The organism is Bacillus sp. A01H (genome assembly GCF_045277205.1).
Lineage (GTDB): Bacteria > Bacillota > Bacilli > Bacillales > Bacillaceae_G > Bacillus_A > Bacillus_A paranthracis.
Genome location: NZ_CP117702.1, coordinates 262501 through 275702 on the forward strand (window position 1 = coordinate 262501; position 13202 = coordinate 275702).

General features: G+C 36.0%; 16 protein-coding genes, 2 tRNA genes and 2 rRNA genes (1 of these 20 running past the window's edge). 15 read left to right on the forward strand and 5 right to left on the reverse strand.

The annotated features are described in order from the left end of the window. The 8 genes from PSR14_RS01490 to tsaD all read left to right on the forward strand — a co-directional run. Nucleotides 1-389: ribosomal RNA gene (locus tag PSR14_RS01490) — 23S ribosomal RNA — on the forward strand; it begins 2534 nt to the left of the window's first position. Between the two features lie 49 nt (nucleotides 390-438). Continuing rightward, a 5S ribosomal RNA gene (gene rrf, locus PSR14_RS01495) occupies nucleotides 439-554 on the forward strand. Nucleotides 555-566: 12 nt separating this feature from the next. Continuing rightward, nucleotides 567-643 (forward strand) — tRNA-Met (locus tag PSR14_RS01500). Nucleotides 644-646: 3 nt separating this feature from the next. Continuing rightward, nucleotides 647-722: transfer RNA gene (locus PSR14_RS01505), tRNA-Asp, on the forward strand. A gap of 174 nt (nucleotides 723-896) precedes the next feature. Then, a complete protein-coding gene (gene tsaE / locus PSR14_RS01510) occupies nucleotides 897-1370 on the forward strand; it encodes a tRNA (adenosine(37)-N6)-threonylcarbamoyltransferase complex ATPase subunit type 1 TsaE (protein WP_000049631.1) in 474 nt (157 codons plus the stop codon). After that, entirely contained in the window at nucleotides 1351-2043 is a 693-nt protein-coding gene (gene tsaB / locus PSR14_RS01515; RefSeq protein ID WP_000865758.1) for a tRNA (adenosine(37)-N6)-threonylcarbamoyltransferase complex dimerization subunit type 1 TsaB, read from the forward strand. The genes tsaE and tsaB overlap by 20 nt, the downstream gene beginning before the upstream one ends. 13 nt (nucleotides 2044-2056) lie before the next feature. Further along, on the forward strand, nucleotides 2057-2500 hold the full coding sequence (gene rimI, locus PSR14_RS01520) for a ribosomal protein S18-alanine N-acetyltransferase (RefSeq protein WP_000367197.1): 444 nt from the start codon (nucleotides 2057-2059) through the stop codon (nucleotides 2498-2500). Continuing rightward, nucleotides 2500-3516: a tRNA (adenosine(37)-N6)-threonylcarbamoyltransferase complex transferase subunit TsaD gene (gene tsaD / locus PSR14_RS01525; protein ID WP_000414588.1), complete on the forward strand. Its 1017-nt coding sequence runs from the start codon at nucleotides 2500-2502 to the stop codon at nucleotides 3514-3516. Before rimI ends, tsaD begins: the two co-directional genes overlap by 1 nt. Before the next feature lie 420 nt (nucleotides 3517-3936). Here the strand turns inward: tsaD and PSR14_RS01530 are convergent, their stop codons facing one another. Next, the gene (locus tag PSR14_RS01530; protein WP_218927212.1) at nucleotides 3937-5871 is read right to left on the reverse strand and encodes an ABC-F family ATP-binding cassette domain-containing protein; all 1935 of its coding nucleotides are present in this window, start codon (nucleotides 5869-5871) and stop codon (nucleotides 3937-3939) included. A 187-nt stretch (nucleotides 5872-6058) separates the two neighbouring features. Here PSR14_RS01530 and PSR14_RS01535 point away from each other — a divergent pair, with 187 nt between their 5' ends. Beyond that, nucleotides 6059-6688 (forward strand): redox-sensing transcriptional repressor Rex, encoded by a 630-nt coding sequence (locus PSR14_RS01535; RefSeq protein ID WP_000437698.1) that lies wholly within the window; start codon nucleotides 6059-6061, stop codon nucleotides 6686-6688. Nucleotides 6689-6717: 29 nt separating this feature from the next. Here the strand turns inward: PSR14_RS01535 and PSR14_RS01540 are convergent, their stop codons facing one another. Both PSR14_RS01540 and PSR14_RS01545 read right to left on the reverse strand, forming a co-directional pair. Next, nucleotides 6718-6909: a YdiK family protein gene (locus PSR14_RS01540; protein ID WP_001246207.1), complete on the reverse strand. Its 192-nt coding sequence runs from the start codon at nucleotides 6907-6909 to the stop codon at nucleotides 6718-6720. Beyond that, nucleotides 6906-7655, reverse strand: coding sequence for a CPBP family intramembrane glutamic endopeptidase (locus PSR14_RS01545; RefSeq protein ID WP_061184573.1), 750 nt, complete (start codon nucleotides 7653-7655; stop codon nucleotides 6906-6908). The genes PSR14_RS01540 and PSR14_RS01545 overlap by 4 nt, the downstream gene beginning before the upstream one ends. A 401-nt stretch (nucleotides 7656-8056) precedes the next feature. On the opposite strand from PSR14_RS01545, the gene groES reads away from it, so the two are divergent. Continuing rightward, nucleotides 8057-8341 carry a co-chaperone GroES gene (gene groES / locus PSR14_RS01550; RefSeq protein WP_000917306.1) on the forward strand — a complete coding sequence of 95 codons (285 nt, stop codon included), beginning with the start codon at nucleotides 8057-8059 and terminating at the stop codon, nucleotides 8339-8341. A gap of 38 nt (nucleotides 8342-8379) precedes the next feature. Then, nucleotides 8380-10014, forward strand: a complete 1635-nt coding sequence (groL, locus tag PSR14_RS01555; RefSeq protein WP_001029999.1) for a chaperonin GroEL — start codon at nucleotides 8380-8382, stop codon at nucleotides 10012-10014. Nucleotides 10015-10091: 77 nt separating this feature from the next. On the opposite strand, the gene PSR14_RS01560 is transcribed toward groL, so the two are convergent. Both PSR14_RS01560 and PSR14_RS01565 read right to left on the reverse strand, forming a co-directional pair. After that, nucleotides 10092-11273 carry a tyrosine-type recombinase/integrase gene (locus PSR14_RS01560; RefSeq protein WP_113732959.1) on the reverse strand — a complete coding sequence of 394 codons (1182 nt, stop codon included), beginning with the start codon at nucleotides 11271-11273 and terminating at the stop codon, nucleotides 10092-10094. Next, on the reverse strand, nucleotides 11257-11901 hold the full coding sequence (locus PSR14_RS01565; protein WP_098487833.1) for a helix-turn-helix domain-containing protein: 645 nt from the start codon (nucleotides 11899-11901) through the stop codon (nucleotides 11257-11259). The genes PSR14_RS01560 and PSR14_RS01565 overlap by 17 nt, the downstream gene beginning before the upstream one ends. A gap of 158 nt (nucleotides 11902-12059) precedes the next feature. Here PSR14_RS01565 and PSR14_RS01570 point away from each other — a divergent pair, with 158 nt between their 5' ends. The 4 genes from PSR14_RS01570 to PSR14_RS01585 all read left to right on the forward strand — a co-directional run bounded on the left by PSR14_RS01570 (nucleotide 12060) and on the right by PSR14_RS01585 (nucleotide 13167). After that, on the forward strand, nucleotides 12060-12290 hold the full coding sequence (locus PSR14_RS01570; protein ID WP_098487834.1) for a helix-turn-helix transcriptional regulator: 231 nt from the start codon (nucleotides 12060-12062) through the stop codon (nucleotides 12288-12290). A gap of 1 nt (nucleotide 12291) precedes the next feature. Then, nucleotides 12292-12591, forward strand: coding sequence for a helix-turn-helix domain-containing protein (locus PSR14_RS01575; protein WP_406644111.1), 300 nt, complete (start codon nucleotides 12292-12294; stop codon nucleotides 12589-12591). Between the two features lie 118 nt (nucleotides 12592-12709). Next, nucleotides 12710-12853 (forward strand): hypothetical protein, encoded by a 144-nt coding sequence (locus PSR14_RS01580; RefSeq protein ID WP_002115523.1) that lies wholly within the window; start codon nucleotides 12710-12712, stop codon nucleotides 12851-12853. A 14-nt stretch (nucleotides 12854-12867) separates the two neighbouring features. Further along, on the forward strand, nucleotides 12868-13167 hold the full coding sequence (locus PSR14_RS01585) for a hypothetical protein (RefSeq protein WP_098487835.1): 300 nt from the start codon (nucleotides 12868-12870) through the stop codon (nucleotides 13165-13167). Nucleotides 13168-13202: the final 35 nt, after the last annotated feature.

The window sequence follows — 13202 nt, forward strand, 5'->3', positions numbered from 1 at the left end:
TCATCGCATCCTGGGGCTGTAGTCGGTCCCAAGGGTTGGGCTGTTCGCCCATTAAAGCGGTACGCGAGCTGGGTTCAGAACGTCGTGAGACAGTTCGGTCCCTATCCGTCGTGGGCGTAGGAAATTTGAGAGGAGCTGTCCTTAGTACGAGAGGACCGGGATGGACGCACCGCTGGTGTACCAGTTGTTCTGCCAAGGGCATAGCTGGGTAGCTATGTGCGGAAGGGATAAGTGCTGAAAGCATCTAAGCATGAAGCCCCCCTCAAGATGAGATTTCCCATAGCGTAAGCTAGTAAGATCCCTGAAAGATGATCAGGTTGATAGGTTCGAGGTGGAAGCATGGTGACATGTGGAGCTGACGAATACTAATAGATCGAGGACTTAACCATATAATATGTAGCAATGTTATCTAGTTTTGAAGGAATATGCCTTCAATAGTTTGGTGATGATGGCAGAGAGGTCACACCCGTTCCCATACCGAACACGGAAGTTAAGCTCTCTAGCGCCGATGGTAGTTGGGACCTTGTCCCTGTGAGAGTAGGACGTCGCCAAGCTATTTATATCATCGCGGGGTGGAGCAGCACGGTAGCTCGTCGGGCTCATAACCCGAAGGTCGCAGGTTCAAATCCTGTCCCCGCAACCAAATGGTCCCGTGGTGTAGTGGTTAACATGCCTGCCTGTCACGCAGGAGATCGCCGGTTCGACCCCGGTCGGGACCGCCATTTTATATAAAGAAAAGAACGAAACATGTTGTTTCGTATTTTTTTATTTGTTTTAACAAAAAACTAATAAAGACAGTCAAACTATCCTTAGGAAAACTCCTAAGGACTTTTTTATATATTCAAAACCTGTATAATAAATAGCAGAGAACATTGTGAGTAAAGTAGGTGAAGTCTGTGAGTAAATATGAAATAACAACAAAATCATCTGAGGAAACACAAAGATTATCAGAAAAACTTGGTGAACTTGCTCAGGCACAAGATGTAATTATTTTAGAAGGAGATCTAGGGGCTGGTAAGACGACTTTTACAAAGGGACTAGCAAAAGGTCTTGGAGTGAAAAGAGTTGTAAATAGTCCTACCTTTAATATTATTAAAGAATATAAAGGGAGATTACCGCTATATCATATGGACGTGTATCGCTTAGCTGAAAGTGAAGAAGACTTAGGTTTTGATGAGTATTTCTACGGTGAAGGAATTACGGTAGTAGAATGGGCTCATTTAATAGAAGCATATTTACCAAATGAGAAGCTACAAATTAGTTTATTCCATGCTGGAGATGACACAAGAAACATTGTACTCGAGCCAATTGGAGATCGCTATATTAGATTATGTGAGGAGCTATTACAAGATGAAAGTACTAGCAATTGATACTTCAAATTATGTAATGGGTGTATCCCTTATTGAAGAAGGAAACGTAATTGGGGAAATCATTACAAATTTAACAAAAAATCATTCTGTGCGTCTTATGCCAGCTGTAGAACAACTGTTAAAAGAATGCGGTGTAAAACCAAAAGAATTAACTAAAATAGTTGTAGCTGCTGGACCAGGATCATATACAGGTGTTCGTATAGGTGTGACAGCTGCCAAAACATTAGCTTGGTCACTTCAAATACCAATTGTGGGTGTATCAAGTTTAGAAGTAGTGGCTGCAAACGGAGCTAATTTTGATGGATTAATCTGTCCTTTATTCGATGGAAGACGTGGACAAATTTATACTGGCTTATATACATATGAAGGAGAGGATTTAACTTCTATAGAGGAAGACCGAATCATCCTTATTGTAGACTGGTTGCAAATGTTAAAAGATAAAGGAAAGCCTGTTTTATTTATTGGTAACGATGTGAAACTACACAAAGAAACAATTATTGAACATTTAGGCAATCAAGCTGTCTTTGCTCCTTTCACTAAAAATAACCCAAGACCAAGTGAGCTAGCGTTCTTAGGATTACAAAAAGAAGAACAAGATGTACATTCATTTGTTCCTAGTTATCTTCGTTTAGCTGAAGCTGAAACAAAGTGGTTAGAAAGTCAAAACAAGTAGGAGCTTGCAGAGGATGGATATGATATTTAGAAAGATGGAACTTGACGATATTGCTCAAATTGTAGCCATTGAAGAAGCATCTTTTTCAACTCCTTGGACTGCAGATGCCTTTCACCGTGAGTTAACGATGAATGAACATGCACATTATGTTGTGCTAGAAAAAGATGGTCGTGTAATTGGGTATTGTGGATTGTGGATAATTATTGATGAATCACATATAACAAATATAGCTATTTTGCCAGAATACAGAGGTCAAAAGCTAGGAGATGCTTTATTAAAAGAAGTTATTTCCGAGGCGAAAACTCTAGGTGTAAAAACGATGACACTTGAAGTACGTGTATCAAATGAAGTAGCAAAACAGTTATACAGAAAATACGGATTTCAAAATGGTGGAATTCGTAAACGATACTATGCAGACAATCAGGAAGATGGTCTCGTAATGTGGGTGAATATATAATGGAAAAAAATACGATTATACTTGGTATTGAAACAAGTTGTGATGAAACAGCAGTAGCGGTTGTTAAAAATGGAACGGAAATTATTGCAAATGTTGTTGCATCACAAATTGAAAGTCATAAACGTTTTGGCGGAGTTGTACCAGAGATTGCGTCCCGTCATCATGTAGAAGAAATTACAGTTGTATTAGAAGAAGCGTTAAAAGAAGCGAATATCACATTTGATGATATTGATGCAATTGCTGTCACAGAAGGACCTGGTTTAGTAGGAGCGCTTCTAATAGGGGTGAACGCAGCGAAAGCAGTGGCATTTGCACATGATATCCCCCTAGTTGGTGTTCATCATATCGCTGGTCACATTTATGCGAACCGCTTAGTAAAAGAAGTTCAATTCCCATTACTATCACTTGTTGTCTCTGGTGGGCATACAGAGCTTGTTTATATGAAAGAACATGGTTCATTTGAAGTAATTGGTGAAACGCGAGATGACGCAGCAGGAGAGGCATATGATAAAGTAGCTCGTACGTTATCTATGCCATATCCAGGTGGTCCTCATATTGATCGACTTGCACATGAAGGAGAACCAACAATTGATTTACCTCGTGCATGGCTAGAACCGGATTCGTATGATTTCAGTTTTAGCGGATTGAAATCAGCAGTTATCAACACTGTGCATAACGCAAAACAACGCGGGATAGAAATTGCACCGGAAGATTTAGCAGCAAGTTTCCAAGAGAGTGTAATTGACGTATTAGTAACGAAAGCATCTCGTGCGGCGGATGCTTATAACGTAAAGCAAGTGCTTCTTGCTGGTGGAGTAGCTGCAAATAAAGGACTGCGTGCCCGTTTAGAAGCAGAATTTGCACAAAAAGAAAATGTAGAGCTAATTATTCCTCCTCTATCTTTATGTACAGATAATGCAGCAATGATTGCAGCGGCAGGTACAATTGCATATGAACAAGGAAAACGTGCTACATTAGCTTTAAATGCAAATCCAGGATTAGATATTGAAGCATAGTTATGCACAAAATTAACCACAGCTTGTGGATAAAACCCATATTATCTGTTGATAATATGGGTTTTATTGTGTATATAAAATGTTGATAACTTTTTTGTTAATTGTGGATAATGTGGAAAAGTTATTTTGTTGTTTATTTTATAAAGGTGGATATGTGTATAAGATTGTGGATAAAATAGGTGAAGTCTGACCTTTAGATGTATTTTTCTCGGGAAATAAAAAACAAGAAGATATCTTTAAAAAACATTTTGAAATATGCTCTTATTATAGGAGTCGCTAATATTGTCAAACTTTGTCGTTGAAACGATGCCTCATGTCGAATATTTTATACAATATGACGTTAATTCAAACTAGAAGATAAAAAGGATGCCGCATAGTCTAAAATCCCGACTTATGAGACATCCCTCTTATTTAAGACTCTTATAAATGTAATTCTTCCCATTCTGCCATACAAGCATCAAGTTGCTCTTGTAGTGTTTGCTTTTTCGTTGTAATTTCACTAGCCTTTTCATAATTTGCATATATTTCTGGTAAGCAAAGTTGATCTTCTAACGTAGCAATTTCTTCTTCAAATTGTACAATGTTTTGTTCTAGTTCCTCAATTTTTCGAGTACGTTGACGCTCCAACTTTTTGCGCTCTTTTTCTTCGAGATAATTTAATTTTTCTGGAGCTACAGTTTTTTGAACAGGTGCATGATTTTCTTGCTGTTCTTGTTGTTCAAACTCAGCACGTTCAATCATCTCATTTTTCTTTTCAACGTAGTAATCGTAGTCCCCTAAATATTCCTGTGCACCTTCTGTTGATAACTCAACAACGGTCGTCGTTACACGATTAATAAAGTAGCGGTCATGAGATACAAAGAGAAGGGTACCAGGATAATCAATTAAAGCATTCTCCAAAATCTCTTTACTATTTAAATCAAGATGGTTTGTAGGCTCATCGAGAATTAATAAATTCGATTTTTGCATCATAAGTTTGGCAAGAGCTAAACGAGCTTTTTGTCCACCGCTAAGAGAAGATACTGGCTTTAATACATCATCTCCTGTGAATAAGAAGTTACCTAATATCGTGCGAATTTCTTTTTCAGGTTGCAGTGGGTATTCATCCCATAGCTCATTTAAAACGCGCTTAGAAGATGTTAAATTAGCTTGTTCCTGATCATAATAACCAACAGAGACATTAGATCCGAAAGAAACCTCACCATGTAATAGTGGTAACTTATTCACAATGGATTTTAATAATGTGGATTTCCCAATTCCATTTGGACCAACTAAAGCAACACTATCTCCGCGTGTTAAGCGCATTGTTACATGTTCAATAATTGGATCCTTATCATAGCCGATAGTTGCGTCCTTTACTTGTAAAACATCATTTCCACTTTGTTTTTCAATATCGAAGTGGAAGGAAGCTGACTTAGAATCCCCTAATGGTCTTGTTAATAATTCCATACGGTCTAATTGTTTTCGACGACTTTGCGCACGTTTTGTCGTAGATGCACGAGCTATATTTTTTTGAACGAAGTCCTCTAGCTTAGCAATCTCATCTTGTTGTTTTTCATAACGTTTCATTTCTTGCTCGTATAGTGCTGATTTTAAGTCTAAATATTTACTGTAGTTACCAACAAATCGTCTACTTTCTTTATTCGAAATTTCATATACTTGTGTAACAAGTTTATCTAAGAAATAACGGTCATGGGAGACGATTAGTATTGCGCCAGGATAACCTTGTAAATATTGTTCAAGCCATGTTAATGTTTCGATGTCTAAATGGTTTGTAGGCTCGTCCAAAATAAGTAAGTCTGGTTTCGTTAATAATAATTTACCGAGAGCTAATCGTGTTTTTTGTCCACCGCTTAATGTCGAAATCGTCGTCTGGTGCGTTTCAACTGGGAAGCCAAGACCACTTAAAATCGAACGGATATCTGCTTCGTACTGATAGCCACCTTGATCTTTATAATCTAATTGTAATTGGTCATAATCAGCTAATAATCTTTCATACGTAGCCTCGTTTGAAAAGTTTTCTTCTTTTCCCATCTCTTGCTCTAGCCTTCGAAGTTTTGTCTCCATTTGCTGCAAGTGTGTAAAGACGGTTAACATTTCATCCCAAATTGTTAAAGATGTTTCTAAACCGGTATTTTGAGCTAAATATCCAATTGAGACATCTTTCGGTTTTATAATTTCTCCACCATCATGAGATAGCTCACCCGCTATTATTTTTAATAATGTAGATTTTCCAGCGCCATTTCGTCCGACTAATGCGATACGATCTTTCGTTTGAACTTCTAATTTTATATTTGAAAGAATCGTTTCTGCACCGTATAATTTCGAAAGCGCGTTTACTTGTAATAAAATCAATGTTTTCACCTCAAATAATTTCTTAACTTTGCCATGTTTATATTTCTCAATCATACTAAAAATAGTGTATAGTTTAAAATACAGAGAGAATACTTCTTCTTTCTATTATACAAGGAATTTAATAAGTGCTAAACTTCTGTATTTAATTAAAGCATATGAATAAAGATAGGAAGAGAGGAGAGGTTATATGGAGCAGCAGAAAATTCCACAAGCCACTGCTAAGAGATTGCCTCTATACTATCGATTTATCCAAAACTTATCTTTGTCTGGTAAGCAACGTGTTTCATCAGCTGAATTAAGTGAAGCGGTAAAGGTTGATTCCGCAACGATTCGAAGAGATTTCTCATACTTTGGAGCATTAGGAAAAAAAGGATATGGATATAACGTAAATTATTTATTATCATTTTTCCGTGAAACACTCGACCAAGATGATATAACACGTGTAGCGCTTATTGGAGTAGGTAATTTAGGGACCGCTTTCTTACATTATAATTTCACGAAAAACAATAATACAAAGATTGAAATGGCGTTTGATATTAGTGAAGAGAAAGTTGGAACAGAAATCGGAGGCATTCCTGTATATCACTTAGATGAATTAGAAGAACGTTTATCATCTGATATACAAGTGGCAATATTAACAGTACCCGCTACAGTAGCACAATCTGTAGCTGATAGATTGGCAGAAACAAACGTGCATGGTATTTTGAATTTCACACCAGCACGATTAAATGTGTCAGACAATATAAGAATTCATCATATTGATTTAGCAGTAGAGTTACAAACATTAGTTTACTTTTTGAAGAATTATCCACAATAAAACGCAGAGGGAGCGACCTCTGCGTTTTATTATTGTTTTTTCTTTGTGAATTTAACTAAGATGAGGCGAAGTGCCAAATTAAAATCAATCGTCGCCATAACTGCAAATAGTATTGTCCACATATTCCAAATTGTATCTGTTACATTCCTAATGGCTAGATGTGTAAAGATACATCCTAGAAGGAAGTACAATATAGCCATGAACAATGGTGAGTTTCTCATACTAAAAATCCTCCGATAAAGCCTTGCATTTTTTCAGCTTCTTTAATCATTTCTTGAATTTGTTCGTTACTCATTAAAACTTGGGCAACTGCAACTAATGTATTCATTGCAACATGAGCTGCAATTGGAACGATAATACGCTTCGTTTTTACATATAAGAAGGCGAATACGAGCCCCATAGCAGTGTATACCAATAAGTGAGTAAAATCAAAATGAATCGCCGCAAATACAAGGGAACTAATGATAGCGGCAATAAAGAAGTTAAACTTCTTATAAAGTGTACCAAATAAAATTTTTCTAAATACGATTTCTTCCAAAATAGGTCCTATTATAGAGATGACGATAAGGAACCAAGGTGTCGTTCTTGCGATATCCATAAGTCTCGCTGTATTTTCAGATCCAGGTTTAATACCTAATACATACATTTCAATCATACCAGCAATACTTTGCGAGAAAAATGCTAAGAAGAACCCGATAAAAATCCAACCAATCGTAGCTGGAACAGTAGAACGCTTTGTATCTAAATGTCTGTCGCGAATATCTGTTCTAAGTAACCAAAGTACGATACATAATGCAATAAAGAAGCTAATGATCGCCCAGTGACCAGTTATGAGTTGAAATTTCTCTTCCCTAGTGAATCCCCTGTTATCATAAAGCCCAGTTTTCAGAAGAAGTGGTAATCCAGCAATTGATGATAACTGCATTAAAATGTATGTAACGATAACCCACCAATATTGTTTTTTCAAATGGTTTAACCATCCTTTCTAACTCTAGTGTATGAGATAAGGTAGGATAACATGTAAATATGCTACCTACGATATAAACCTTACTTAAATTATGTTTTTTTTGTAAATCCTTATTTGAAATTATAATAGAAGACAGGAGAAAGTTGTGTGTGTAGCGAAAACAACTTAGGGTGTCCTTTCATATTGTAACATACGAGTAGTGGAAACAACGATTCATATAGTAAAGGTAGAAGAAGAGGAACTCTATATAGAAAAATTTATAGCGTAATTTGCGAAAAAATTATGATTTTTTTACTTGCAAAAGAAATTGAGATTATTTATTATTATAAGTGTGTTAGCACTCGGGTGACTTGAGTGCTAATAAATAAAATTTACATAACAAAATGAGGAGGTTATTGTTCATGCTAAAGCCATTAGGTGATCGCGTTGTAATTGAGCTTGTTCAAGCGGAAGAAAAAACAGCAAGTGGTATTGTATTACCAGACACAGCAAAAGAAAAACCACAAGAGGGTAAAGTTATTGCAGTAGGTACTGGTCGAGTGCTTGAAAATGGTGAGCGTGTTGCTTTAGAGGTAGCAGCAGGTGATCTTATCATCTTCTCAAAATATGCAGGTACTGAAGTGAAATATGAAGGTACAGACTACTTGATTTTACGTGAAAGTGACATTTTAGCAGTTATCGGTTAATTATATAAATCTTAAAAAATCCAAGGGGGTCAATTATTATGGCAAAAGATATTAAATTTAGTGAAGAAGCACGTCGTTCGATGCTTCGCGGTGTCGACACTCTTGCAAATGCAGTAAAAGTAACGCTTGGACCAAAAGGTCGTAACGTTGTTCTTGAGAAAAAATTCGGTTCACCACTTATTACAAATGACGGTGTAACAATCGCAAAAGAAATTGAATTAGAAGATGCATTCGAAAACATGGGTGCGAAATTAGTAGCAGAAGTTGCTAGCAAAACAAATGATGTAGCTGGTGACGGAACAACAACTGCAACTGTATTAGCACAAGCTATGATTCGTGAAGGTCTTAAAAACGTAACAGCTGGTGCGAACCCAATGGGTCTTCGTAAAGGTATCGAAAAAGCTGTAGTTGCTGCAGTAGAAGAATTAAAAACGATTTCTAAACCAATCGAAGGTAAATCTTCTATCGCACAAGTAGCTGCTATTTCTGCTGCTGACGAAGAAGTAGGTCAATTAATCGCTGAAGCAATGGAGCGCGTTGGTAACGACGGCGTTATTACTTTAGAAGAATCTAAAGGTTTCACAACAGAATTAGACGTAGTAGAAGGTATGCAATTTGATCGTGGATATGCATCTCCTTACATGATTACTGATTCTGACAAAATGGAAGCAGTTCTTGATAACCCATACATCTTAATCACTGACAAAAAGATTTCTAACATTCAAGAAATCTTACCAGTATTAGAGCAAGTGGTACAACAAGGTAAACCGCTTCTTATCATTGCTGAAGATGTAGAAGGCGAAGCGTTAGCTACATTAGTAGTGAACAAACTTCGTGGTACATTCAATGTAGTAGCTGTTAAAGCTCCTGGATTTGGTGACCGTCGTAAAGCAATGCTAGAAGATATCGCAATTTTAACTGGTGGCGAAGTAATCACTGAAGAATTAGGCCGTGACTTAAAATCTGCTACAGTTGAATCTTTAGGACGCGCTGGTAAAGTTGTTGTAACGAAAGAAAACACAACTGTAGTTGAAGGTGTAGGAAGCACAGAACAAATCGAAGCTCGCATCGGTCAAATCCGTGCGCAATTAGAAGAAACAACTTCTGAATTCGATCGTGAAAAATTACAAGAGCGTCTTGCAAAACTTGCAGGTGGCGTAGCAGTAATTAAAGTAGGTGCAGCAACTGAAACTGAGTTAAAAGAGCGCAAGCTTCGCATTGAAGATGCACTTAACTCAACTCGTGCAGCAGTAGAAGAAGGTATCGTTGCAGGTGGTGGTACTTCACTTATGAACGTATACACAAAAGTAGCTTCTATCGTAGCTGAAGGCGACGAAGCAACAGGTATCAACATCGTACTTCGTGCACTAGAAGAGCCAGTTCGCCAAATCGCAATCAACGCTGGTCTAGAAGGATCTGTAGTTGTAGAGCGCCTAAAAGGCGAAAAAGTAGGCGTTGGTTTCAACGCAGCTACTGGCGAGTGGGTTAACATGCTTGAAACTGGTATCGTAGATCCAGCTAAAGTAACTCGCTCTGCACTTCAAAACGCAGCATCTGTTGCAGCTATGTTCTTAACAACTGAAGCTGTAGTAGCTGACAAGCCAGAACCAAATGCACCAGCAATGCCTGACATGGGCGGCATGGGCATGGGCGGTATGGGCGGAATGATGTAATTTAGGTGTAAAAACCTTGTTATATCAACATTTATAAGCCTTTACACCTAATATAGTGTCCGAAAAAGTGATCGATATTAGTCAATAAGATTTTTAGAGAGGTCTTTCATTAAGTTACTAAACTTATTGGAAGCCTCTTTTTTTATGTTCTTTGTCATGTGTGCATATATGTCCATTGTTGTATTAATATCGGAGTGTCCAAGTCGTTCCTGTATCTCTTTTATGTGTACATTTGCTTCAATTAACAAGGAGGTATGAGTATGTCTAAATGAATGAGGTGTTACTTGTTTTTGTATAGATGTTTTCTTAAGTAATCGCTGCATTCTAATTGATAAATGCTTAATTGTCTTAGGATAACCTTCATTGGTTGAAAAAATAAAATCATTGTCTTTATAAAAAGGTTTGTTATCTTTTATTATTTTTTCTTGTTGTTGTTTGTGCTGTGTTAGCATATCGACTAAAAGAGGGTCAATTGTTAGAGTGCGAATGGAATCCTCCGTTTTTGGTGTCAGTAATGTATATTTTGACTTGTTGTTTGTTGGATTGTAGTAAGTTTTTATAACTCTTAGTGTATGTTCGTCAAAATCAATATCAGACCATTTTAAAGCGATCATTTCACCTATTCGTAAGCCGGTATACGCTAGCATAGTAAAGGCTAATAGGTCACCTTCTAATCCGTCATTTTTAGTAACCGTTAGAAATTCCTCTAATTCTTCTTTTTCAAGAAACTTTTCATGAATTTCATTACCTTGTTCAAGATCAGAGACAGTTTTCTTTTTCTTAGGTAGTTTAATTCCTTTAGTTGGTATATCCTTAATCAATTTATTTTCTTGAGCATACACAAAAACCATGTTAGTAGATGAATGAATACTTGAAATATAGTTGGAACTGAAAGTATTTGCTAACTTATCTATTGTGTCTTGGTATGCCTTTTTAGTGATTTTTTGAATAGGTATTTGTCCAAAATCATCAATAACACGATCTAAAGCAATTTTTCTTGCTCTTATGCTACTTATTTTTGCCCTTTGAGATTCATAATGCTTTAACCAGTCCTTGCACATTGTTTCAAAGGTTATTTTTAATGGCTCGATATATTCCCCATTATGAAATTGTCTTTCGAATAAAGCGGCTGCAAGTTTTGCATCTTTTTGAGTTAAAAAACCAGACTTACTCTTTTTTATTTCCTTTCCTGTTACGGGATCAGTACCCATATATGCACGGAACGCCCACTTTTTTCCCTTTTTATAGATGTATGCCATCGGATTCCCCTCTTTTTTTCATTATGAAATATTCTATAAAATCTTTTATATGTTGTTTGTCTTCATCTGTAAGTTTTTTCTGTTCGTTATTACTGGAAGGCGTATCCTCATCAAAAAATAAATCAAGATTTGAACTAAGTAAATAATTAAGATTGAAAAGGTAAGGAGGGACTGACAGACTTTTCGTAACTGTTTCATCTTTGACATAAGTACCATTGTATTTATTAATACGATCAGTTAAGCGTTGTTTATGTTGTTTTAACTCCTTTAGGTCCCCTTGTTCTGGTTGTTTTTCCAAACGCTTAATTTCTGCATTTACTTTTTCTAATTCTTCTAGGTCTTGTTTATGGAATGCTTGTTTGAAAGCAGCTTCGTCCACTTCGTTAAGTACCATTTTAAATGGATCACTAACAAGACCAGCAGCCATCATTAATGTACCGTTCGGTACTCCCAAACCTGTAGCTAATTTATTAATGGTTTCAATTTTAGGTGTTTTACGATTACCGTTTTCTAAATTGGAAATATATGATTGTGATAATCCAGATAATGTAGCTAATTGACTAGTAGTTAAGTGCTTTTCTTTCCTTTTGTTCTTTATAAAATCAGCAAAATATTTATTTTGATTCAATGTAATTCACTCCTTTTTATTACTTATGGTTTACATTATAAGTCATTTTTAATCCGAATGAAATAAAAATGTTGACAAAAGAATTACAAAGGGCTAATATGATAATTAATTCAAATGAATTAAATAATTCATACGGATTAAAAAGGGGGTGAAACAATATGAAAATCTATTTGAAGGATATTAAGGAGTTTAATATTTTATTGATTAAAAAAGGGTTTAACAAAAGTTCCCTTGCTAAAGAAACGCAAGTTTCAAAGTCCTCAATTGCTAATATATCAAAAGGAACAAGACATCCGAGTCCATTGGTTGCTAAAAAAATAACGGATGCTTTAGAGATTGATTTTGATGAAATTTTTCAAATAAGGTTTCACGAAAAGGAGGTGATCTAAATTGTTAAATGTTCAGATTGATGAAAAGACAGTTAATTTTATGCTAGAAAAAGCAATTAACGAAAAAGTTGAGGAGTTAGCTAAACAAAAATACTTCATGACTTATAAAGAGTTGTCCGAGTATCTAAACATTAGCAAACCGACTATTGAAGAGCGGTTAGTCAAAAATGGATTACCATACTATAAAGTTGGGACAAAGTATCTGTTTAAGAAAAGTGAAGTGGATGCGTTTTTGGATGATATGACTTCCAATATGAACGCTACTAATAACGATATAAAACTTTATCAAAGCTTGCTTTAAACTAAATAGCGCTTTTGTTGTTCAGATGGTCGAGCAGACCGAAAATAAATGCAATGTTGGAAATGATAGCTGAAAAAGACGGTTGCAACGTCAAAACAAAAGAATGAGGTGAAAACATATGAACGGAATATTATCCGCCACAAGAATCATGAAGGCACATGAAATTGTAAAACGATGTGCTGTAGCAAAAAAACACCCTGAGATTTTAGAAGCTATGGAGTTTGAAGCTAAGAAAAGATTGTACGAAATGAACAGAAAATAAGGAGCGTTGGAAACATGCGTGATGTAAGGGATTTAGTATTTGGATTAGATCATGAAGTAGGACAAATTAAAGGACATGCAGATACTTTAATTGATGTAGAAACCTTGTTAGGTCAATTAAATGACAAAATGTTAGAAGTAGAAATGAAAGGTGAAGAGAAAAGCTACTACAAAGAGCATCACAGAACGATTAGAATATTGTGGCATGTCATGCGGCAACTAAAAAACGAACTAACTGACAGCGTTGAAATATTCGATAAAATCAATACAGATTTATTCAATGAGGTAGTAAAGAATGGCGAAAAAAGACAATAAAAAAAGATATATGAACGGCGAATTCATATATCTTC